General features: G+C 56.0%; 16 protein-coding genes and 1 pseudogene. 2 read left to right on the plus strand and 15 right to left on the minus strand.

Features of this window, described 5'->3' with window-relative positions; genetic code table 11:
• Positions 1 to 130 precede the first annotated feature (130 nt).
• The 15 genes and pseudogenes from E8F12_RS17135 to E8F12_RS17205 form a co-directional block, all read right to left on the minus strand.
• Positions 131 to 832, minus strand: a complete 702-nt coding sequence (locus E8F12_RS17135) for a WecB/TagA/CpsF family glycosyltransferase (protein ID WP_280326412.1) — start codon at positions 830 to 832, stop codon at positions 131 to 133.
• 230 nt (positions 833 to 1,062) lie between these two features.
• On the minus strand, positions 1,063 to 2,073 hold the full coding sequence (locus E8F12_RS17140) for a glycosyltransferase family 4 protein (RefSeq protein ID WP_280326413.1): 1,011 nt from the start codon (positions 2,071 to 2,073) through the stop codon (positions 1,063 to 1,065).
• A 34-nt stretch (positions 2,074 to 2,107) separates the two neighbouring features.
• Positions 2,108 to 3,349, minus strand: coding sequence for a hypothetical protein (locus E8F12_RS17145; RefSeq protein WP_280326414.1), 1,242 nt, complete (start codon positions 3,347 to 3,349; stop codon positions 2,108 to 2,110).
• Positions 3,346 to 4,422: a hypothetical protein gene (locus E8F12_RS17150; RefSeq protein ID WP_280326415.1), complete on the minus strand. Its 1,077-nt coding sequence runs from the start codon at positions 4,420 to 4,422 to the stop codon at positions 3,346 to 3,348. Before E8F12_RS17150 ends, E8F12_RS17145 begins: the two co-directional genes overlap by 4 nt.
• A 141-nt stretch (positions 4,423 to 4,563) precedes the next feature.
• Positions 4,564 to 5,799 (minus strand): UDP-N-acetyl-D-mannosamine dehydrogenase, encoded by a 1,236-nt coding sequence (wecC, locus tag E8F12_RS17155; RefSeq protein ID WP_280326416.1) that lies wholly within the window; start codon positions 5,797 to 5,799, stop codon positions 4,564 to 4,566.
• Positions 5,800 to 5,866: 67 nt separating this feature from the next.
• Positions 5,867 to 6,994: a UDP-N-acetylglucosamine 2-epimerase (non-hydrolyzing) gene (gene wecB, locus E8F12_RS17160; protein ID WP_280326417.1), complete on the minus strand. Its 1,128-nt coding sequence runs from the start codon at positions 6,992 to 6,994 to the stop codon at positions 5,867 to 5,869.
• Between the two features lie 43 nt (positions 6,995 to 7,037).
• Positions 7,038 to 8,579, minus strand: a complete 1,542-nt coding sequence (locus tag E8F12_RS17165) for an MBL fold metallo-hydrolase (RefSeq protein WP_280326418.1) — start codon at positions 8,577 to 8,579, stop codon at positions 7,038 to 7,040.
• A 172-nt stretch (positions 8,580 to 8,751) separates the two neighbouring features.
• On the minus strand, positions 8,752 to 10,143 hold the full coding sequence (locus E8F12_RS17170; protein ID WP_280326521.1) for an undecaprenyl-phosphate glucose phosphotransferase: 1,392 nt from the start codon (positions 10,141 to 10,143) through the stop codon (positions 8,752 to 8,754).
• A 790-nt stretch (positions 10,144 to 10,933) separates the two neighbouring features.
• Positions 10,934 to 11,440 carry a transcription/translation regulatory transformer protein RfaH gene (gene rfaH / locus E8F12_RS17175; RefSeq protein WP_280326419.1) on the minus strand — a complete coding sequence of 169 codons (507 nt, stop codon included), beginning with the start codon at positions 11,438 to 11,440 and terminating at the stop codon, positions 10,934 to 10,936.
• Positions 11,441 to 11,519: 79 nt separating this feature from the next.
• Positions 11,520 to 13,760: a polysaccharide biosynthesis tyrosine autokinase gene (locus E8F12_RS17180; protein ID WP_280326420.1), complete on the minus strand. Its 2,241-nt coding sequence runs from the start codon at positions 13,758 to 13,760 to the stop codon at positions 11,520 to 11,522.
• 22 nt (positions 13,761 to 13,782) lie between these two features.
• Positions 13,783 to 14,217 (minus strand): low molecular weight protein-tyrosine-phosphatase, encoded by a 435-nt coding sequence (locus tag E8F12_RS17185; RefSeq protein WP_280326421.1) that lies wholly within the window; start codon positions 14,215 to 14,217, stop codon positions 13,783 to 13,785.
• 543 nt (positions 14,218 to 14,760) lie between these two features.
• A complete protein-coding gene (locus E8F12_RS17190; protein ID WP_280326422.1) occupies positions 14,761 to 15,420 on the minus strand; it encodes a S1C family serine protease in 660 nt (219 codons plus the stop codon).
• 414 nt (positions 15,421 to 15,834) lie between these two features.
• Positions 15,835 to 16,015, minus strand: a pseudogene (locus E8F12_RS17195) (IS5/IS1182 family transposase); the annotation flags it as partial.
• Between the two features lie 161 nt (positions 16,016 to 16,176).
• Complete coding sequence (locus E8F12_RS17200) at positions 16,177 to 17,499, minus strand: UDP-glucose/GDP-mannose dehydrogenase family protein (protein ID WP_280326423.1); 1,323 nt, start codon at positions 17,497 to 17,499, stop codon at positions 16,177 to 16,179.
• Positions 17,500 to 17,857: 358 nt separating this feature from the next.
• On the minus strand, positions 17,858 to 18,568 hold the full coding sequence (locus tag E8F12_RS17205; RefSeq protein ID WP_280326424.1) for a WbqC family protein: 711 nt from the start codon (positions 18,566 to 18,568) through the stop codon (positions 17,858 to 17,860).
• A 1,073-nt stretch (positions 18,569 to 19,641) separates the two neighbouring features.
• On the opposite strand from E8F12_RS17205, the gene rfaH (E8F12_RS17210) reads away from it, so the two are divergent.
• A complete protein-coding gene (rfaH, locus tag E8F12_RS17210) occupies positions 19,642 to 20,148 on the plus strand; it encodes a transcription/translation regulatory transformer protein RfaH (protein ID WP_280326425.1) in 507 nt (168 codons plus the stop codon).
• Between the two features lie 1,129 nt (positions 20,149 to 21,277).
• Entirely contained in the window at positions 21,278 to 22,087 is an 810-nt protein-coding gene (locus E8F12_RS17215) for a hypothetical protein (protein WP_280326426.1), read from the plus strand.
• The last annotated feature ends 90 nt before the right edge of the window (positions 22,088 to 22,177 follow it).

A 22,177-nucleotide genomic window follows, 5' to 3' on the forward strand; every position in this document is an offset into this window, starting at 1 on the left:
GCCGAATAATGTCGGAAATGTTTCCGTTGCCAGTGCGCGAGGAATTAAGGAGTCGTCGCAGCCTTAATTGGGCCAAAGCAACTCAAACGACATGCATCGCTAATGCTGGTGCTGGCGACGAGTGAGCGAATCAGCTTCTACCAAAGACCTGTTTGCACTTCTCTTTCAGTAGTAACCAGGCAAATCGGCTATTGGTGGTCAAATAACGCTTCCACATCCGGCCGGGCTCCTGGATGACTCGATAGAACCACTCGAGGCCCCAGTTCTGCATCCAGACAGGTGCGCGTTTGACCTTGCCGGCAACCACATCGAAGGTTCCCCCTACGCCCATTACAAAGTTGACGCCGAGTTGATCCTTCCAGCGATTGATGAAGTTTTCCTTCTTGGGAGAGGTAATCGCCACGAATAGGAGCCGTGCACCGGAATTGCGTATCTTTTCCACCATGGCTTCTTCATCATCCCAGAAATAACCATGGTGGTAACCGGCTACCTTGAGGCCAGGGTATAGGGATTGCACCGTAGCAGCCGTCTTGGAGACTACTTCATCGGTTGCGCCCAGCAGATAGACGGAAAAGTCATTGCTGGCGCTCATGGCAAGAAGCTCGTGAAAGAGATCGACGCCGGCCACTCGTTCGGGAACCTTGTGCCCGAGAAAACGCGCGCCCCAGACTACTCCCATGCCGTCTATGTTGATGATGTCGCAAGACGTAACGGATTCTCTAAGAGTCGAGTCACTACCCATGTGAACTATTTTTGCGACATTGACGACTACGTGTTGGGTGAACTTGTCTCGCACTATGGCGTTTCGTATTGCATCAATCGTTTCGCCCATTGTGCCTACATCCATGGGGCAATTGAATATGTCAATTCTATTCATTGGCTGTCGGGCTTTTGGTTAAGTTTTGTGTTGAATGTTCAGGGTGTAAACAGTAGAAAATGTTGGGGTAGGTATTTCTCTGGTGTGGCGTTCTCTTGTTTGGCTGCCGTCAAGAAATATATTGCAAGTTACGGGGCTATTAGCATTCTGGTTATTGGTTGAGTTACTGCTCGCATCCATTGCGCTTAGGCAGACTGAGGGTCAATAAGTGATAGATATTTTTTGGAGAAGCTGTCGGCGCCGTAATTCTTTGTTATTCGTTGGCTTCTTCTAACTAGCTCTTCTTTTTTGATGCCGTTCTTCACTAGCTCAATGGCTTCGTTCAAAGCCCTTGTGAATGAGCTTTCGTCTTCTAAGTTGAACGGCAAGGAAAAATTGTCTGAGTCGCAGATTTCGGTCAGGGCCGGAATGTCGGAGTAAAGGACAATTCTTCCATGGAAAATTGATTCTAACGCTACCAGGCCAAAGCCTTCCTCTTTTGAAGGGACTATATTTATTTGGCAGTTCCTTGCATGGAGGAAAGGGGCTTCTCGTTGGCCCGCAAGCTGCACTTTGATATTTTTGGGTAGGATTTTTATCCGGTCTTCAATGTCTTTCCGTAGTGGGCCGTTCCCTATGATTGTAAGGTTTACATATAGCTTGGAGTTGGCGAGATGTAATATTAATTCGGATATCCCTTTCCATTCATAGAGACCGCCTATGTAGCTTACATTCACCGCCTCTGTCGTGTGGTCTGGGTAGATTTCTTTCTGTGCGAAAATTGGGTTTAGCAATAGGTCTATTTTTTTGTCGGGAACGCTTTGGTTTTTCAGGTTGTCTCGGACGGCGTTCGAGACGGCGATGTATCTGTTTGCCTTAAACGCTCTGAACAGCAGATTTTTGCTCTTGTAGTTGGCGTGCGCATAGAACACTGTGTGTATTCGAAGTGCTCTGAAGATTGGGCAAAGTGGCAAGAATAGCCTCGAGTGTATGAATATCACTTTAGGCTTCTTTGTGAGGGCAATGGAAATTGCCTTTAATGGCCAAAGCTTCCCTCCTGTAATATTCATCGCGTCCTTGAGGTTGTCGTTTCTTTGTTTGCTGAATGAATATGACTCTTTGCCTGCGGACGACTCTTCCTTGCGCAGGTGTGATAGTAGCCTTTGTGCTCCCCCTCTGGTGGGGGTGGCATCATTAATGAAGTGAATGATCTTCATTTATGATATTTCCTGGGTGTGGGCTTTGGAGGGGTTATAGCTTTGCAATATTTAATTGGGGTTGGTTGTCTTGGTGAAAGTTATTGGCGTGGCTGCTTTTCTTGTTTGCAAGGCAGTAGGACCTTGTCGCGAAATAGGGAGCCATGTACATCATGAAGAAGAATATCGGGTAGTAGAAGGCAGATGTAAGCATCAATGAGGCCAGAAGAATGATCTGGGCGCCCTGGGGACTGGCTCTTGATAGGCGGTATGCTGAAATTATGTCTAACAAGAACAGTGCCGCGCCCAGTACTCCTAGCTCAAATAAAATTACATAGGATTCGCTAGTGTCTCTCGCTACTTTGCTTCGCTCTGGGTCCGATCGTGATGAGAGGCTCTCTTCATATGAGACCTCGCCCCATGTCGAGAGGCCATTTCCAATTAGTATCTTGGTTGGCGTGAAATTCTCAATCATATAGGTGTATGTCTTGTACGCTGTAATACTTCTTGCGGCAGCGGATCGATCGGACTCTACACTGGCGGTTAGGATTGGGTTGAAGGTTAGCAATATAAACAGGATTACAGGGACTACAGACGCAAACATAGAAAGGCCGATAGTTCTTTTTTGTACTCTTTGACCGGCAATGAAAAGTACGGATGATATTAGGCTGTAGTATAGTGTGAGTCTGTTTCCACTAAGGAATAGGCATATCAGTGAGCCTGCAATTAGTGCGATTGATACATCTTTTCTTTTTGTTGTGATGAAGTAGCCCAAAAGAGTTGCGGAAAGATAAAGGCCGTACCAGTTTGGCTCTAGGAACATTCCTCTCATTCTTCCGGCGATACTTCCGCCATTGTTGTAATAGGACGCATCGAGCCCGCCAAGTGTAAGTTGGTATCCGAAGGCGATATGTAGGGAGTACTGAGTTAGACCTGTTGCTATGAGTGTGTAGATAGAGATTTTGAATATGGAAGAAAAGTCAATTCTATCCCTGAAGGAGTAGATTGTTATATGGGTTATTATGGCAATCGTGAAATATGAAAGAACTATAAAGTAGCTTTTTTTGTCGTCTACAAGTATGAAGTGTAGGGCGAGGTAGATGGATAGTGCGCCAATGGCCTTGTGTTTTCTAAAATAATCTTTTGCTGGTAGTTTTGAGCTGAGGGCTGCTGCAGCGAAAACAAGTAGTAGAAGTATGTGGGAAATGTGTACTCTGATGCTCTCTAGATTTATCTTTAATAGGCTGTCTAGTGAGAAAAGAATAATGGCGATTATGACGACCTTGGATGTTCTCATTTTTTGATGATCGGGATTAGTGTCGTTAACATTGTGCCGACTATAAAGCAACTGGTGATTGCAATTATTACGAAATTTAGATTGTTGGCTAGTGGTGATGAAATGATCAGGGCGAAAGCAGCGCTAGAACTGGAGATTATTAGTGTTTTTGCTCTCTTTTTTATTCTTGCTGATATTGATGTGATGCCGGACAGATTCATTGCGACTGCCATAAGCGTGGCGAGTAGCAATGATTCGATCGGGAGTTCAATGTTTGTTATTTTTTCTAATGTATCGGGTCCAATTATGGTTAGTGTGCTGCCGTACAATATTGATGCCGCTAATGATAGTCCAAGTGATTTTTTGTGGTTTGTTTTTCCGGTGATTAATAAGGAACCCAATATTGTTCCGAGTTGTAGTGCTGGCATGAAGAGTGTCAATAGCATTCTAAGCTGCCCGCTTATTTCTGGGTGTCCAGAGGCCGGGAGGTAGTAAAAATAGAAATTTGTGCATAGCCAAACCATTATTGCTGCTATAAGGCTGTTTAGGTCGGGCTGGGGCTTTATCTTTGTTTGTTTTGAATTGTTTTTTATCGTAAATGCAGTTGCGATTCCTATTAGGCCGTAAACAAATAGCCAGTTATTTATTGTTGTGTTTGTGTGCGAAAGTGCCAGTGTTGCTGCTGATATTGAGGCCAGGCTGAATATTGAAGCGGCGTAGAGTTTGTTGTGCTCTCCAGTTAGAGTATTTATTCTTCTTGCTGAGTAAAGCACAGAGTTTCCAACGGTGAAAACAAGAATGGATGGGGCGTTTCCTATCTCTGTCGTTATGAGGCAAATGAACGTTGCAAAGATGCTAAGGGTTAGTGCTAGTTTTAATATAAGAGGTGCGCTTATGTTGTTTTGCTGACTTATCGCGTTGGGCTCAATGAATGCTGAGTTCAGTATGGCGATAACAATTAGACTTGAGCTGAGAGAGGTGGCGAATAAGGAGAAGTCCGACGCCCCAAATTCGCGAGCTAGGCTTACTGAAAAAATAAATAGGGAAAGTGAAGATATCCCTTGGTCTAGGGCTAGTCTGAAGAGATTCCGCATGCGTGGCTTTTAGTTATTGGTTCGTGATTTGATTCTGAAATTTTCAGTCTAACATTTTGATTTTTTTTAATAAGGCTCGCGCGCTGGCTATTTTGAATAGCCAAGAGCAGTTCCTAGCGCGCAAGCCTGGTGAATTTCAGATTACCAAATGCCCTTTGTATCAATGGCAATCAGGCGGCTTAGCTTCTCTTTGTTTATGGTCTTAAACTCTTTGTGATCTACAAGGAGAACCGCAAGATCAGCTTTTTCCAAAGCGTTATTAACATCGACAAGGCTGATTTGTTTTTCTAGGTTGCGAGGAAGCTTCTCAATGTTTGGTTCAACAGCCATCACCGCGTCGGGGAAGAGTTGAGAAAGCTTCTTGGTGATTTCGAGAGCGGGGCTTTCCCGCAGGTCATCGATATCCGGCTTGAACGCGAGGCCAAAGCACGCAATTCGCGGGTTTTTAAAGCGCGACGCTTCTGCTTTGACCTTCTCGATGACAAGTTCCGGTTTGCTGTCGTTCACTTCGCGTGCGGTACGGATCAGCCGGGCCTGTTCGGGGGTCTTGCTGACGATGAACCAGGGGTCGACCGCGATGCAGTGGCCGCCTACACCCGGGCCGGGCTGGAGGATATTCACTCGCGGATGGCGGTTGGCCAGGCGAATAAGCTCCCACACATTGATATCCAGCTTGTCGCAGATGATCGAGAGTTCGTTGGCAAAGGCGATGTTCACGTCGCGGAAGCTGTTCTCGGTGAGCTTGCACATTTCAGCAGTGCGGGCATTGGTGATAACGCAGTCGCCCTCGACGAAGGCTTTATAAAGCGCCACGGCCGCCTCGGAGCACTTGGGGGTCATGCCGCCGATAACGCGATCGTTTTGCACCAGTTCACGAAGCACATGGCCTGGAAGTACACGTTCGGGGCAGTGGGCTACGCGAATGTCCGAAGCCTCGCCATGGGTCTGCGGGAAGGTCAGGTCCGGGCGGGCCTCGGCAAGCCAGGCGGCCATCTGCTCGGTAGCGCCGACCGGCGAGGTGGACTCCAGGATCACCAGGTCGCCCTTCTTCAGCACCGGTGCGATGGATTTGCTGGCCGTTTCTATATAGCTGAGGTCCGGCTCATGGTTTTCCTTGAACGGAGTCGGAACCGCGATCAGGAAGGCTTCGGCCGGCTCGGGGACCGTGGTGGCACGCAGATAGCCTTCGACCACGGCAGCATGCACCACCATGTCCAGGTCCGGCTCGACGATATGGATCTCACCGCGGTTGATGGTTTCGACGGCGTGCTGGTTCACGTCGACGCCGATCACTTTCTTCTTGCGCGAGGCAAAAACGGCGGCGGTCGGCAGGCCGATGTAACCCAAGCCAACTACGGAGATCGTCTGGTAAGGCATCTTGCTTCCTTATTAAAGCCAAAGTTCAAAGTGAAAACGGTGTATCGCGGTGCCTTGCGGCGGTTGCCTATCGAGCGGAGCGCAGTGCGCTGAGAATGCGCTTGCAAGCCTCGCCATCCCCATAGGGGTTATGGGCGAAGCTCATTTGACGGTAGGCATTGGAGTCCGAGAGCAGCCTGTTGAGTTCGCGGACGATGTTTTGAGTGTCGGTACCCACCAACTTCACCGTGCCGGCGGCTACGGCCTCGGGGCGTTCGGTGGTGTCGCGCATTACCAGCACCGGCTTGCCCAGGGAGGGGGCTTCTTCCTGGATACCACCGGAATCGGTCAGGATGATGTACGAGCGGCTCATCAGGTAAATGAAGGGCAGGTAGTCCAGCGGCTCGATCAGGTGCACGTTGGAGATACCGCTCAGCAGTCGGTTTACCGGTTCCCGCACATTGGGGTTGAGGTGGACGGGGTAGACGATATCCACTTCGGGATGCTGCTGGGCCACTTCCATCAGGGCCTGGCAGATACGCTCGAAGCCACCACCAAAACTCTCGCGGCGATGGCCGGTGACCAGGATGATCTTGCGGTTCAGGTTGAGGAACTCGAAGGGCTTTGCCGCTTGTGCCTGGAGGAGGTGATCTCTGTCGAGGCGGGCCACCACATCGAGCAGGGCATCGATCACGGTGTTGCCGGTCACGATGACTGCCTTGGAATCGATACCCTCACGCAGGAGGTTATCCCGCGAAGTGTTGGTCGGTGCGAAATGCAGATTGGCCAGGGCGCCGGTCAGTTTGCGGTTGGCTTCTTCCGGCCAGGGCGAATAGATGTTGCCGGTACGCAGGCCCGCTTCGACATGGGCGACGGGAATCTGCTGGTAATAGGCCGCCAGGCTGGCGGCGAAGGTAGTGGCGGTGTCGCCGTGTACCAGTACCACATCCGGTTTGTAGGCAGAGAAGATGCCTTTCATGCCCTGGAGAATGGTAGCGGTGACGTCGGTAAGGTCCTGGCCGGGCTTCATGATATTGAGGTCGAAGTCCGGCTCGATTTCGAACAAGCCCAATACCTGGTCGAGCATCTCCCGGTGCTGCCCGGTGACGCATACCTTGGCGTCGAAGTTTTCATCAGCGGCCAGGGCCAGAGCCAGTGGGGCCATCTTGATGGCCTCGGGGCGGGTGCCGAAAACACAGAGGGTCTTGATCGTCATTACTTTCTCCACGCGTCCTTGTGGACTGCTTTCTGGAAATTGCTTAAGGGATACGTATGTCGGCGGCTTGGTCTTGCTGCCGGTAATGCGTGGTGAGTTGTTTGCTCAGGGCGGCCTTGGCGTCTTGCTCGCCATGCACCAGGCGGATTTCGCCAGGCCAGTGCCGCATGCGGGTTACGAAGTTCACCAGACCTTGTTGGTCTGCATGGGCGGAGTAGCCGCCAACGCTGTGAATGCCGGCGCGGATCTCGAAGCGCTCGTTATCGAGGTCGACATAGCCGCCTTTGGAACCGAACTGCTGAATCATCTGGCCGGATGTGCCGCGTGCCTGGTAACCCACGAAGAGCACGTTATGGCGTTTGTCGCCGAGCATGGCCTTCAGGTAATTGACGATGCGTCCGCCACTGCACATGCCGTTGCCGGCAATCACGATGGCGGGGCGGGCAGTTGCGGCCAGGTGGCGCACCATGCGCAGGTGGGCGTCGTGGCCTTCGACCGTTAGTAGTTGCTCGAAGCCAAGCGGCGTGCGGCCGACCTTGATGCGCTTTTGTGCTTCGGCGTCCCAGAAGTGCTGGAGGTCGCGGTAGGCCTGGGTGAAGCGTGTGGCCAAGGGCGAGTCGAGGATGATGGGGAGGGTGGGCCAGTGGGTGGTGGCTTGTTCTATGCCATCTTCGTCGGAGGCTTTTCCATGAGCGCTGGTTTCCCTCTCCCCCGGCCCCTCTCCCGCAGGCGGGCGAGGGGAGACAAGCTGCGGGCGAGGGGAGGCAAGCTGGGGGCGAGTGGAGTTTGTTGCCTGGTGGATGATGTCTTCCAGCTCGTAGAGCAGTTCCTGAGTGCGGCCGATGCTGAAGGCGGGAATCAGCACGGTGCCGTTGTCGGCCAGGGCTTGTTCGATGATGGCTTTCAGGCGTTGTTTGCGCGTGCGGCGGTCTTCGTGCAGCCGGTCCCCGTAGGTGCTTTCCAGCACCAGGATGTCGGCCTTCCAGGGGGATTTCGGTGCCGGCAGCAGGGGCGTGTGGGTAGCGCCCAGGTCGCCGGAGAAGACGATGCGCTTCTGTTCTGCCTGCTTGGGATAGCGGAGGTCGCACTCGATGTAGGCGGAGCCCAGGATATGGCCGGCTCGCTGCAGGCGGATGCGCGCTTGCAGGTCGGGGGTGTCGATCAGGCTATGCCAGGTGCGGTAGGGGAGAGGCATCAGACGTTGGCGAATCAGCTTTAGGTATTTCTGCAGCTGCTGCGGATTGCGCCCGAAGGTGAACTGGAATGCATCTTCCAGTACCAGCGGTAGCAGGTGTGCCGAGGGCTGGCTGCAGAAGATCGGGCCCTGGTATCCGGCGGCCAGGAGATACGGCAGCCGGCCTACGTGGTCCATGTGTACGTGGGTCAACACCAAGGCCTTCAGGGTGGAGATATCGAAGTCGATGTCCAGTCGGCCAGCATCGGCTCGCCCATCGGCAGAGGTTTCCGCGCCCTGGAAAAGGCCGCAATCCACCATCAGGCTGTGCTGGTCATCCATCAATAACTGATGGCAAGAGCCGGTTACGCCGTTGGCGGCGCCGTGGTGCTGGATGTCCGGGTAACGCATGGGTGTCAGTCCTTTAGCTCGTTCCTGAGCCCGCTCCGTTCCTGGGGCGGGTGCCGCAAATCATGCTAGCGGGGCAGGCATCTGCAAGGCAGATCCGGCCTGCTGATAAGGGGCAGGAAACGATTCATTTGCGAGCAAGCTCGCTCCTACGGAGTCGAGCTGGCGTTCAGGATTAGTAGATGTCCTTGGAGAGCAGGGTGAATGGCGTTTTGATCAGGATCTTGAGATCCAGCCAGATGGACCAGTTGTTGATGTAGGCCAGGTCCAGTTCGACACGCCTTTCCATCTTGTCGATTGTTTCCGTCTCGCCCCGGCTGCCGCTGATCTGCGCAAGGCCGGTAATGCCGGGCTTGATGCGGTGACGGGCCATGTAGGCGTCGATCTTGCCGGTGTAGTAGTCGTTGTGCGCGACGGCGTGTGGGCGCGGGCCCACCAGGGACATGCGGCCTTGCAGCACATTGAACAGCTGCGGCAGTTCGTCGATGGAGGTGCGGCGGATGAAGCGGCCAACGCGGGTGATGCGTGGGTCTTCACGGGTGGCCTGCTTGACCTGGGCATCGGCATGCACGCGCATGGAGCGGAACTTCCAGACCTTGATGACCTTGCCATTCCAACCGTGGCGCTTCTGCTTGAACAGCACCGGGCCCGGAGAGGACAGCTTCACCGCCAGGGCAGTACCCAGCAGGAGCGGGCTGAGCAGCAGTATGGCCAGCAGGGCAACACAGCGGTCCAGCGCGGCCTTGGTGAGCGCGCCGGTGGGGTAGCTTGTGAGCGGGCTTTCGTTGAGGTTGATCGCGGCCAGGCCGTCGATATCTGAAACCGAGTGGTTGAGCAGCTTCAGGCTTTGCAGGTCGGGGATCCACACCACGTCGACGTTGGCATCGAGCAGATCGATGTAGAGCCCTTCGATCTGGTCTGCGGCGGAGAGGGGCAGGGCGATGTAGAGACGGCGCACCTTGTGGGTGGCGATCAGTTCGCGCAGATGGCTCAGGTTGCCGACGATGGGGTAGAGGCCATCATCCAGGTGAGGGTGATCGTCGGCGGTCACCAGGCCCACCAGGGGCTCGTTACGCTTGCGCACCAGCTTGTCGGCCAGTTCCTGGGCCAGGTCTCCGGTGCCGATCACCAGTGAGGTGCGGGCGGATTGAAGCTGTTGGTGGTAACGGCGGGAGAAGGCATGCAGGGGCAGGAACAGGCAGGCCTGAACGATGAATCCGACCCCCGCCCAGGTGATGACGATCTCGCGGGAGAACAGCTCGCTGGTCTTGGTGAGGAAGGCGATCACCGTCAGGCCGGAAAGCAGGACCAGCCAGCCGGCCAGCAGCCGACCCAGGCCTGCCACGTAGCCATGATGCTTGTGGTAGACGCCCATCAGCGAATAGGCCGGCACGGAACCCAGCAGGGTGTACAGGGCGAGGATGCGGTATTGGGTTTCGATATGCCCGGTCTTGCCCATGGCCAGGGCACAGAGCAGCAACGTCAGCATGCCGATTGCGGCTGCCCACTGGCCCCAGAACGTCAGGCCGCGTGCATCCGGTGTAGTGTTTTCCCGCTTGCTGATCAGATTGATACGGCTGGTGCGCGTACCGGCGGCATTGTGGCGGGCCTTGGTGGCCTGTTGGGGAGCGCCTGGCGCGGTGCGGTGTTGGGCCTGGGGCCGTTGAGAGGCTGCCTGAGTGTGTGTGGGCACGACTGATACCTGTCCTGGGGGCGACGCTACGATCGGGAAGCTAGCCTGCCTTCCTGGGGCTAGCGGTGTGGTTCCAATACGAAATTCCGCGGTGCTTCCTTGTCTGTTTCCGAACCTTGTCCGGGTTACCTGGGCTTGTGGCCCTGCCTTGTATTGCTCTGGGATTCAGATTTGGTCCGATCGTGCTTTTGGCACGCTACCGCCCCAGGGTTATCCGTTGATTCCCTGAGAACGGTCGCCACAGGCGATGGCTTGCCTCGGGCATGGCCCGAAGCGGCAGTGGTTGGAGTGGATGAAAGCGGGCGTACCGAGTCTGCGCTCGGCTAGCGCTTTGCAGGGGGAGAGTCATTCCCTGACGACGTGACTGCCTGTAGGCAGTTGCCTTACATCCCATAGGAATAGGCCTTGCCTGTTCCTGCGGGGGCATTCTACGGATTCGTCTGAGATTGTGAAGAGCATCAACATACACCGCTCGTCGAAAAGTTGACGTTTCAGAAATGTGTCTATCTTGCGGATGACCGGTTAGTCAGAAATCTGCCTACGGCAAAAATGGCAAAATTCCTACGCGCTAATGGGACGTATTACCCAAGAGAAAGTTCCGACGGACGGGGTCGTTTTTATGGGGGGCTCGTTGAAAGAGCCCGAACCCTGGTCGGCGGAGCCGTCAGAGCTTGTCGATGCAGTCCAGCGGGACGCTGAGGGTGTGCTGACGCTGCATGAGTTGCAGGAGAATAAGCACGCGCTCGGTTCCGTCCTTGGCCAGGAAGATGGCCTCCAACTCCTTCAGGTTGCCGCTCTTGATGCGGACGCGATCGCCTGCGCTCAGGTCGGGTTCGGGGAGTAGGGGGGAGGTGAGGCGTTGCTTCAGGTCTTCGACAAGCTCATCGGCTATGGCCGCCGGCTGGCCACCGAAGCACACCAGTTGGCTGACGCCGCGAGTGGAGCGAATCGGGAGCCAGTTGTCATTCACCTGGTCCAGTTGAATGAACAGGTAGCCGGGAAACAGTGATTCATCGTGCTGCTGCTTTCGACCAGCACGCAGGCGCGTTACGCAATGGGTGGGCCGGAAGCACGTGAAGGCTTGGCGATGCAGGTGCTCTTGCGCGCGCGCATCTTGTTTCGGCTTGCACTGGATCAGGTACCAGCGGGGGGCTGCAAGTTTGCCTTCCATGCAATTCACATCCCTTCTCGGTCTGGAGCCTTGGCTACTTGTCCCCTCTCCCGTTTGCGAGAGAGGGGAGTGGGTGGGCTTATGCCTTGTCCGATTTGTACTCGTACTGGTAGTAGGCGTAGTTGCCGTAGTAGCCGTAGGCCGAGGCCTTGCGCTCCACGGCGTTGAAGATGGCGCCCTTGAGGTTGATGCCGTTCTGCTCGAAGCGGCGCTTGGTCAGCAGGATTTCCTTGGCGGCGTTCATGCCGAAGCGGGTGACGATCAGGCTGGTGCCCGCCTGGCGGCCCACCAGGGCGGCATCGGTTACTGCGAGGATTGGCGGGGTGTCGACTATCACCAGGTCGTAGCGGCCGCTCACCTGTTCCAGGAACCGGGTGAAGTTGGCGTGCATCAGCAGTTCCGAGGGGTTCGGCGGAATCTGCCCACGGGTGATCATGTGCAGGTTTTCCACCTCGGTATGAGTGATGGCCGTATCCAGGTCGATGCGCGCGGCCAGCAGCTCGGAGAGGCCGTTTTCCGCCTCGTCGCGGAACATCCTGTGCAGATAGCCTTTGCGCATGTCGGCGTCCACCAGCAGTACGCGCTGACCGGTCTGGGCAACGATGGCGGCGAGGTTGGCGGAGACGAAGGACTTGCCCACGGCCGGGCTGGGGCCGGAAATCATCATGATGTTGTTCTTCGCCTCCAGGGTGGCGAAGTGCAGGCTGGTACGCAGGCTGCGCAGGGACTCCACCGCCAGGTCCGCCGGATTGGTCACCGCCAGCAGATGGGAGCCGGTGCTGGCGTGGGACTTGCCCCTGAAGCTCTGCTCGTGGGCCGCCTGTTCCTTGCTGTGGGGGATGGCGGCGTACACCGGCAGGCCCATCTGTTCGATGACGTCCGGGTCTTCCACGCCGCGGTTCAGTGCCTTGCGCACCAGCACATAGGCGACCGCGATCAGGCCGCCCAGCAAAGTGGCGATCATCACAATCAGCGGCTTTTTGGGTTTGACGGGCTTCTCGACGTTGGCGTCGGCGGCGTCGATGATGCGCACGTTGCCCACGGTGCCGGCACGCAGGATATCCAGCTCCTGGGACTTGTTCAGCAACTGGGTGTAGATCTCTGTGCTCACCTGCACGTCACGGGTCAGGCGCAGCAGTTCCTGCTGGGTTTCGGGCAGGTTCTCCACCTTCTTCAACAGCTCGCGCCTGGTCTGCTCCAGTTGACCCATCTGGGTGATCAGGGCCTGGTAGCTGGGGTGCTGACGGGTGAAGCGGCGCTCCATTTCAGCACGCTTGAGCTTCTGCTCGGAAATCAGGGTTTCCAGCTGGACGATCTGGTCCAGTACCGCCTTGGTTTCGATGGTGATATCCACCGAGCGGGCGCTGGTCTGGTACGTGTTCAGCTTGGCTTCTGCCTCCTCAAGCTGCTTGCGCACTTCCGGCAGTTGCCCCTGGAGGAACTCCAGGCTCTGCGCCGCTTCGGCGGAGTTGCGCTGCACGTTCTGCAAAACATAGAGGCGGCTCACTTCATCCAGCACGCGAGTAGCGTGCGCCGGGTCTTCGCTTTCCAGCGAGAGGGCAATGATGCCGGATTCCTTACCGCGCTCACCTGCCCCCAAGTCTTCCTGATACTGCAGGATGGTGGTCAGGCGGCGTTGCTTAACCACGCTGAATTCAGTGCCAGCATTGGCGCGCAGCTCAGCGACTTGCAGCTTGAAGCCGTCTTGCTCGATCTGGGCGCCGACATTGCCGGTCAGAACGGCCTCATCGTCTTCATTCAACAGAGTGAAGGCGCCATTGCCTTCCGCGCGGAGGGTCAGCTCCTTGCCCAGGTAACTATCGGGTACTTCCAGCTGGAAGATGTCCAGCTTTTCACCGCCCCAGGCGAAGCCACTGAGGCCAAAGAGTGGCCCCGCAAGCTCCTGACCGGGTTCGGGCTGGAAGCGCCGCGCGAGGAACCGGCCGAACAGCGGGAAGTGATGGGGCTCGACAATCACATCCAGCTTGAGGTTTTCCACCGCCTGGCCCAGCACGGCGCGGGATTTCAGCAGTTCGATTTCAGTGACCGCCGCCGAGGTGCCGCCGAACATCTCGGTCATTTCCGACATGCCGGTCATGGCTGCCAGGCCGCCCTTTTTCTCCTCCACCTGCACCAGGGCGTTGGCCTGGTACACGGGGGGAGTCAGCACGGCATAGGCCGCGCCCATTACGGTAAAGAAGGCGGTGATGCCGACGATCAGCCACTTGTTGTCCAGCAGGGTGCCGGCCAGCGCGAGCAGGTCGATATCGTCATCGTCATCACGGGTGTCCTGCACGGGCAGGCTGTTTTGGCTGGTCATCTGGAGCGCTTCTTCAAGGGGGTCAGAGTTTTTGCGACCAGCTTTCGACGCCTTGCGCCATCAGCTGATAGACATGTTCGAAGGCAGGCTTTTGCTGGCGATAGGGGTCAGGGATTTCCTGATTGCCCTGCCATTTGCCGAGAAGGAAGGTCTTGCCCCGCGCTTCTGGCGCCAGTTGCACGATCCGCTGGATATGGCCCTGCTCCATGGTGAGGATCAGGTCGTACTGGCGCAGCATTTCACGGGTCAGTTGGCGGCCCTGGTGGTCGGGGTGGTCCCCGCCGTGCTCACGCAGCACTTCGAGTGCGGTGGCGTCCATGGGCTTGCCCTCCAGGGCATGGATGCCCGCGGAGGCGACGGTGATCCCGCGCGGGGCGAGTCTGGATACGAGCAGGGCTTCGGCGGTCGGGCTGCGGCAGATATTGCCGATGCAGACAACCAGGATGTTCTTGAACATAAGGGCCAGCACGGGTTGCAGGGTCGTTTTTACAGCCGCGCGGGTGTGCTGCGAAGGAGGAAAGCGGATTCCGTTCCAACATCCCGATACGGCATCCCCAGAATTTCGCAACTGCTGGGGAGCGTGAAGGGGGGCAACTGTAGGGGGGGCGGGGATGAGGGTCAAGACTCCTTGGTCGCTTTCTGCCATAGAAACGAGCCTCGGTCCGATATGTTGGCCCGGGCAGGGTGGGCGAATATTCGACCCAACGTCAGGCGCAGCTTCATATGAACTTGGGAAACCACGTTTCAGAACGGGGTGATGAATAACTGACTCTGCCCGTTACTTAAGTTGTTTGGATAGAGCGCCGAAGTCGGCCAGGTAGGGTGCGCTGTGCACACCAGCGGTTGGGCGTGGCGTCGGATCTGATCTCGGGATTGGTGCGCATGGCGCACCCTACGAAGTTGACCCCCGGAGGTCCCGAGGGCAGACCTTTGGTCTGCTTCGCGAATGAATTCGCCCCCACAAGGTTCGCCCAGCTCCTTTTAGATGTAGGGCACTGGATCACTTGATTGTGGCGAGGCGTCGCTCATCTGTTGGCTGCAGTTTCGCCTGGAGCAGCATCCATTCCCGCTGGATGACCGAATAGGGAATGAACACGCTGATTCGCTGGGCTCCCTGCAAGCCCGGGTGGTGGCTGACGTCGTTGAGGTTGACTGAGTAGATGCCCATGTTGATGCCGACAATGCTGCCGTCTTCGGCCATCACCGGGCCACCCGACATGCCTTTGGCGATGGGGGCGTCATGAATGGCGTAGAGCTCGCCGCTGTCTTCATTGGTATTGAGGAAGGGCGCCGGATAAACCTTGCCATGGCTGCTGCCGCCAACCAGATAAGGGCTGGAGCCTGCGGCAGTGATGCTTTCGCCCGGTTGCGCGGTGCGCCAGCTCGGTATTTTGCCGTTGGCCTTGTGCCTTATGAACACCAGGTCGCAGCCCGTACTGCAGCGGTACTTCTCGTAGGGGATCAGCGGCGTGTGGGCAGTGGTGACGGCGTATTCCTCGTTCCACTGCACGGCCGAAGCCATATAGAAGTAGGGAAGCGGAAAGCCCGAGAAAATCGAGAAGTACGTTTCTGTGCTGGGGCCTGAAATATCAGGTTTGACCAATCCGTTGCATCCTGCACACAAGGCTCCTGCCATGAAGATGGCGGCAATCTTGCGCATGGTGGCTCACCGACGTTTTGCTTTAAGAGGCGCCTCTCCTGGCTGGGTTATGTCCGCCGGTGCCCCTGTACTGCTTCATCAGGTAAAGCCCGTTGCCATCACTTATGGGTGACGAACGGTAGTCACATTGGATCGCGTCGATATAGGTCAAATAGCGTTTGACCATATGACCGCTGGTCTGGATTGCCCGGACGTTGGAGTGGGGTGCACGGCTGGCAATTTGCTGCTACGGCTCCAAAAGCTGCGTCGCGCCAAGGGGTTGCGTTGCTGCTAATTCGTTTGCAAATCAATCCAGAAGGATCAATGAGCCGATTTGTAGTTCCCGCTAGTCGTTATTTTGGCGGGGCTTGTCGGCCCGCCCGCCATTTGCCCCGGCTTGGCTTTTAGACGGAAGGACATGTGATAGCCGCGTGTTGGATGGCTGTAGCCGAACCCATTCGGCATCAGGTGCCTCGCCGCATGGCCACCCGCGAGTACGCCGGACGCTCACCTTCACTTTTCGGGTAGTGCGACTCGATCGGTGCATTCAAACTCTGCCGTCGCACCGCCTGAGCTTGCGGTCCGCGTACGTATCGGCAAAGGTCATCTGCTTCACCAGATGGATTGGCTAACGGGTTCGACCTATTGCACCAGAAACCGGAAGCCCTTCTTAGACCTTCCTGTGGTTCGACAGTCTTCCGTCTGTGGAGTCATCCTTGACCGCAGTAGTCTTTTTATTCACATTTTTCGCTGCTTTATATTTAGCGATTAAGGTTATTACCGGCCAATAGACAGGTACGTGAAGCCTTTTTGGGTCATCCGCTTCCGCTCAAACAAATTGCGGCCATCAAAGATAACCGGCTGTTTAAGTTGCGTCTTGATGAAATCGAAGTCTGGCGCCTTGAATGCTTGCCACTCTGTAACGATTATCAGGGCATCGGCGCCTTTCAACGCAGCCTCTTTGGTACCGCACAGGCTCAATGCTTCATCATTACCATATAGGCTCTGGGCTTCTTCCATAGCTTCCGGGTCGTATGCCTGGACTTTTGCACCTGCCTTCCAGAGTGCTTCCATCAGCACTCGACTCGGCGCTTCACGCATATCATCGGTATTGGGTTTGAAACTAAGCCCCCACAGGGCAAAATTTTTGCCGCGCAGATCGCTATTGAAGTGCTGGAAGATCTTGCTGAACAGCACGGTTTTTTGTTCGTTGTTACGGTCTTCGACCGCCTTAAGCACCTTGGCGTCAAAGCCGATGCTGTCCGCAGTGCTAATCAACGCCCGGGTGTCTTTAGGGAAGCAGGAGCCGCCGTAGCCGGCACCGGCATAGATGAAGTGGTAGCCAATGCGCGGGTCAGAGCCTATTCCTTGGCGAACCATTTCAATATCGGCACCCAGCTGTTCCGCCAGGTTGGCCATTTCGTTCATAAAGCTGATTTTGGTGGCCAGCATGCAGTTGGCTGCATACTTGGTAAGCTCTGCGCTGCGCACATCCATGACGATGATTCTTTCACGGTTGCGATTGAACGGAGCGTAAAGCTCCCGCATGAACTCTTCAGTCTGTTGGCTACCGGTACCGATGATGATGCGGTCCGGGCGCATGCAGTCGGCAACCGCGGAACCTTCCTTGAGGAATTCCGGGTTGGAGGCGACATCGAAGGCCAAGTCCTCCCGGCCACGCTCGGCGAGGATTTTGGTCACACAGGCACTGATCTTGTCAGCTGTGCCTACGGGCACAGTGGACTTGTCGATGATGATCTGGTGGCTTTCCATGTTGCGAGCAATGGTCTCTGCCACGGCAAGCACGTATTTCACGTCTGCCGAGCCGTCTTCACCAGGCGGGGTGCCGACTGCAATGAATTGAATTTCCCCGTGTTTCACCCCGGCAGCAGCATCTGTGGTGAAGTTGAGGCGCCCAGCTGCATGGTTTTCCTTGACCAGGTTTTCCAGGCCGGGTTCATAGATTTGGATATCGCCCTGCTTGAGACGCTCAACCTTATTGGCATCCACATCGATGCATACAACGTCGTGGCCTACTTCTGCGAGAACTGCACCTTGCACCAGGCCGACGTAGCCGATGCCAAAAACGGTCACTTTCATGGGGTTCCCTCAGCGCTTGAATCGATTGAATGGCGTGAGCACCAGCGTCTTGGGCTCTGGTGAGATCAATACTAGGCGATGGGTAGGTAGTGCGGATTTTTCTTCTCGCTGGCGGTCACCATAGGTGCTTTGCAGTACCTGGATGTCGTTTATCCAGCGCAATTCAAGCTCGTGTAGCTGGGGGGTTGGCGCGGAACGGCGTTGGACCTGGGGTTGGTGCAAGCGGTTGCCTGGGCGTGTCGGTACGACTGGAACTTGCCCTGGGGCGGCCCTGCGATGGGGAGGCTGGCTCGCCTTCGTGTGGCTAGCGGCGGTGGACTTCCAGCGAAATCTCGTCAGTCCGGATAAAAACAAATAGTCAAGAAAGTTCATACGACTGCAAGTGCAGCTTTATGTTTTCCACGTCATTGTTCATGAGTACATCAATAACCGATAGCCCAGCGACGAACTCTCTTGCGCTGATTTGTTTATAGCTTTTTAATTTCGGATTCACAAATGACAGGTTTACGCCTCTGTCGGCGAAATAATCCTTTTCATACAGTTCAGTTCCTCCTATGGAGTTAACGTAATTATCTGAATCAAGAAGCTTTGTTATTTCAATGAGTCTGTCTGGCCTGGCCATGCCCCTTGTATTCGAAAAGCAGGCCGAAGAGCGAACGAATTTCTTGTCCACTCCAATCACCTCATAAAACCTCTCGATCGATTTTATTGCCACATCAGAAATTGAACTCTGTTCGGTGCTTAGGACGTCAAGAACATACCTGTAGCCAACTTCGTAGAAGGGGCATTTTCCATAGGCTAGCTGTATCTGCTTCAGGAATTTCCGTTTAAAGTCGTCAAAAGAATGCGTCTTGATGTCGCAGATTAGTTTATTCTGGCTGCCATTCGACAGTGGGATGGTGAAGTTGTATGGGGTCCCGTTTATCAGGATTCTATTGCGATTTATCCATCCGCGGTTTATGAAGTTCACGTCATCATAAAAAACAAATACGTCACTCTCCTCGATCAGGCAGAAATACCCAATATAGGGAAAGACATACGGCTGCATTATTGATATGGTGTTGGGCATATTGCGCACCATCAAACGAGGATTCAGCTTTGCGGAGATTCTAGCAGTGCCCGCATCCACTGTTTTCTATGTTGCAGTCGAAGGTTATTCGAAATGTTTCATGCTGCCTGCGTAAAGTGTTGGTATTTGGCTTCCAGACCCGTAGGGGCGTACGGCGCTCCGCTTTAGCCCACAGTTGAACTTGCTGGTGAGCTAAAGCCCTACCTACCTGGTATTGCGCCCCAGCGTGGATTTCTTGGAAGCAGCAAACGCAGGCATAACTGAATATCTCGACGTTTCGATACTTTACCCAGGCACTCTAGCCAGCCTGATAGGTGATGCGAGATAGGGTGTTATCTGTCTTCTCTCCGGGCTTCTTCACTCCACACTTGGCATAGGTGGAACTGCCTGCGACAGTCCCTGGCGAGCCTCTCTGAACTTCGTGCTGCGCACCTAAAACCCCTTTACAGTCGTCACAAGGTGCTTCTCCAGTGCGAGCGGACAGGCGTTAAGAATTCCTGATCGCCGGTTGCCGTCGAATCGTTACCGGACTGATGTAGCCCGGCATCGAATGACGTCGACGGTGGCGGCAAATTGAGACTGGTCGGCTCGATCTGCTTTCTCCTGGCCGCGTGGTATCGACGATGGTGCCCTGGAGCAAGGACGAGTCACGATCTGTGCGAGTCGCCGGTAAGAAAGCTCTGTTCAGCCGCCTGATGGATGGCACCGAGCCATGATGTGCCCTATGTTCTTATGGTCACGAGGCGCAATGCATCACTTCATTTGAGCTCGGGAAACCACGGCCTTAAGACGTCGTCATGAGTAACTGGCTCTGCCCTTTACGGCTCGAGTTGTTTGGAGTGAGCGACTGGAGCCAGCCAGGTAGGGTGCGCCGTGCGCACCGACGGTTGGGCGTGGCGCAGCGGCTGATCCGGGGCAAGTGGTGCGCATGGCGCACCTACGGTGGCCCAAGCGCTGGAGTTATGCCAGGGCTGCGACGGTAGGCGTCGCCCCTTCCAGAGGGCCAAAGCAAGTCGACGTTCTACGAACGTGGATGGTTACTGGCCGCGTCATAAGCAAGGGAGTTTCCACGGATGAGTTCCAGTCAGGAAAGCGCAGGTAGAGCCTGGTACGTGGTTCAGTGCAAGGTGCGCCAGGAAGAGCGCGCCGAGGAAAATCTGCTGCGTCAGGGCTATGCCTGCTATCACCCCAAACTCAGGCGTGAGCGCCTGGCCAAGGGGCGGCGGGAGATCGCGGAAGAGTCACTTTTCCCCGGATACCTGTTCGTCCATCTCAGCCAGGAGGATAACTGGGGGCCCTTGCGCTCTACGCGAGGTGTCAGCCGTATCGTGAGCTTTGGCAATCAGCCGGCGATTCTCAGTGACAGCCTGATCGAACAACTACAGCAGCGCGAACATGTGCCTTGCGCAGTGGAGATGCTCTCGGTTGGTGAAAAGGTTCGTATCAACGATGGGCCATTTACCGACCTTGAGGCCATTTTCATGGCAATGGATGGGGAGGAGCGGGTGGTTCTGCTGCTCAAGTTTTTGCAGCGCGAGCAGAAGCTTCTCATGCCTTTGGCCGGCATCAGAAAGCTCTGAAGAGGGCGTCGTTTTCCCTGGCATCTACCCACAGGGCAGGCCTGCGGCCTGCCAAGCGATTGAAATAGCCCTTACAAGCTTGGCCCGTGCTTACCGGGAAACGCTGAGCCGCCAAGTACCATGGCATCCGTAGGGGGATCACGCTTCACGGGTTCACCATCGATGCCACGCCGGACCGCGAAGATGGATATGAAAAGCGCTGTCCGCCGATCGTCATCGGGGTGAATCGCCCTGGGTTTTCCAGGTGCTGGTCAGGCTTTGGGAAGACTTCTGGATGTATTCGAATCCATCGCTGCGAGCTTCTTCGCGAACCCCTCGTGTTGTTCACCGGATGCGTCCGCGCTTGCGCAACTGAAGAACGCTGTTCGGCCACCGTATGGTCGTGGCAGATACCCCGCCAACTCATAGTGCCGATCGGGCTCTTGGCCAGGAGAAGGCTTGCCCAACCCGAACGATAGAGAGGCTGCTCACGGAGTCGGACTGCTTGAGCTGGGCGATATCTTGACGTCGGGTTTCTGCAGAGGTGCGCGCCGCAGCCTCCAATGTGACGCCGAACTCAGAGTCTCGGCCCGCTGGTCACAGGCTTGCCGTCGCAGCGCCAAGTCCTTGCTGTGAAGCTTGATCCAGGCATTCATGCGATACACCGACATGCCCACGCGCGCAGCGACCGCTGCGATGAGCAGGCAGTGGATCTGTCGGCCTAAGAGCCGAGCAAAATCCGACTAGCGGCCAAGAGGGCCATACGGGCGTCAGTCTGCCCAATCGCCCCCCCAACTATCCTTCCACTCGTCACGGTGCGCCGAAATTTGTTCGGTGCGCGGGGGCCTTGGGTTTTGCTTCTAAAAAATCGGATCTAGCACTACCGCTGTCAGATGAAGGTCGGAAATCTGGGGCGGTAGCGTGTCTGGACGCTCAGGTTGATTTAGGTGGTGCGGGGCTATTGGGGTTGTGTCCGAGATCGAACAAGAACTTTGTTGTTGATGGCCGGGCCACTGAAGCGGCCGATGGCTGAGGGCGGTTTGAAATCGTCTTCGAGGAAAGAAGCGTTGTCGCAATTCCCGATAACTGTCCACTGCTCGCAGGAGAAGGGAGACAGGATTCCATGCACCACCCAACGAGGACGCTCCATATGCGTAACAACCTCTGCGCTCTTACCGTGGCTGTAGCGCTGGCCTCTGGCCAAGCCTTGGCTGACCAATCCACCCTGGCTGCATTGCAGTCTGCAGGCGTTGCTTTGACCAAAGCCCAGGCTCAGGCCGTGAAGGCCGCAGAAGGTGATGCCCTGGCCAAAGCCGTCGCCAGTATCGTTTCGGCCCATTCTACGGCCGCTGCACCGTCGCATACGGCAAACATCGTTGCCGCGGCCGTGGCCGCCGCTCCAGCGCAGGCTGCAAACATCATTGCCGAGGCCGTGGCCGCCGCTCCCGCTCAAGCTGTAAGCATCGTTGCCGCAGGCGTGACCGTCGCCCCGGCTCAGGCTGCAAAGATCGTTGCCGCAGGCGTGAGGGCCGCTCCGTCCAAGTCCGCAGCCATCGTTGCCGCTGGCGTAACCGCCGCTCCGTCCAAGTCCGCAGCCATCGTTGCCGCTGGCGTAACCGCCGCTCCGTCCAAGTCCGCTGACATCGTTGCCGCTGGCGTAACCGCCGCTCCGTCCAAGTCCGCAGCCATCATTTCCGCCGGCGTGGCCGCCGCTCCGGCTCAGGCCCCTGGCATCGTTGCCGCATCGGTAGCCGCCGCTCCGGACCAAGCTATTGCAATCACCGGTGCTGCGGCGAGTGCTGCCCCGGCGCATGCCGCTGCGATCGTCGCCGCAGCGAAGATGGCCGCCGCCGTCAACACGGCCGCGGCAGGTCCCACCCCCGGTAACCCGGGCAACACCGCTGCCAGATCCAGAAACCCGGGTAACGGCGGTGGTGGCGGCTCTGCCAGCCCAAACTAATAGAGTGAGCTCCCGCTGAAAAAGCTCTTATGCTGGTACTTTATGCGTCGGCGTTGTTTTGCAATATCCGCCGAAAAAATCACAGGAAAG

This window comes from Pseudomonas sp. BN102 (assembly GCF_029871245.1).
Lineage (GTDB): Bacteria > Pseudomonadota > Gammaproteobacteria > Pseudomonadales > Pseudomonadaceae > Metapseudomonas.

Bases quoted from the DNA above. Each gene is read 5' to 3' on its own strand.
- E8F12_RS17135 (WP_280326412.1), bottom strand. From the start codon at position 832: ATGGGCGAAACGATTGATGCAATACGAAACGCCATAGTGCGAGACAAG.
- E8F12_RS17140 (WP_280326413.1), bottom strand. From the start codon at position 2,073: ATGAAGATCATTCACTTCATTAATGATGCCACCCCCACCAGAGGGGGA.
- E8F12_RS17145 (WP_280326414.1), bottom strand. From the start codon at position 3,349: ATGAGAACATCCAAGGTCGTCATAATCGCCATTATTCTTTTCTCACTA.
- E8F12_RS17150 (WP_280326415.1), bottom strand. From the start codon at position 4,422: ATGCGGAATCTCTTCAGACTAGCCCTAGACCAAGGGATATCTTCACTT.
- wecC (WP_280326416.1), bottom strand. From the start codon at position 5,799: ATGCCTTACCAGACGATCTCCGTAGTTGGCTTGGGTTACATCGGCCTG.
- wecB (WP_280326417.1), bottom strand. From the start codon at position 6,994: ATGACGATCAAGACCCTCTGTGTTTTCGGCACCCGCCCCGAGGCCATC.
- E8F12_RS17165 (WP_280326418.1), bottom strand. From the start codon at position 8,579: ATGCGTTACCCGGACATCCAGCACCACGGCGCCGCCAACGGCGTAACC.
- rfaH (WP_280326419.1), bottom strand. From the start codon at position 11,440: ATGGAAGGCAAACTTGCAGCCCCCCGCTGGTACCTGATCCAGTGCAAG.
- E8F12_RS17180 (WP_280326420.1), bottom strand. From the start codon at position 13,760: ATGACCAGCCAAAACAGCCTGCCCGTGCAGGACACCCGTGATGACGAT.
- E8F12_RS17185 (WP_280326421.1), bottom strand. From the start codon at position 14,217: ATGTTCAAGAACATCCTGGTTGTCTGCATCGGCAATATCTGCCGCAGC.
- E8F12_RS17190 (WP_280326422.1), bottom strand. From the start codon at position 15,420: ATGCGCAAGATTGCCGCCATCTTCATGGCAGGAGCCTTGTGTGCAGGA.
- E8F12_RS17200 (WP_280326423.1), bottom strand. From the start codon at position 17,499: ATGAAAGTGACCGTTTTTGGCATCGGCTACGTCGGCCTGGTGCAAGGT.
- E8F12_RS17205 (WP_280326424.1), bottom strand. From the start codon at position 18,568: ATGCCCAACACCATATCAATAATGCAGCCGTATGTCTTTCCCTATATT.
- rfaH (WP_280326425.1), top strand. From the start codon at position 19,642: ATGAGTTCCAGTCAGGAAAGCGCAGGTAGAGCCTGGTACGTGGTTCAG.
- E8F12_RS17215 (WP_280326426.1), top strand. From the start codon at position 21,278: ATGCGTAACAACCTCTGCGCTCTTACCGTGGCTGTAGCGCTGGCCTCT.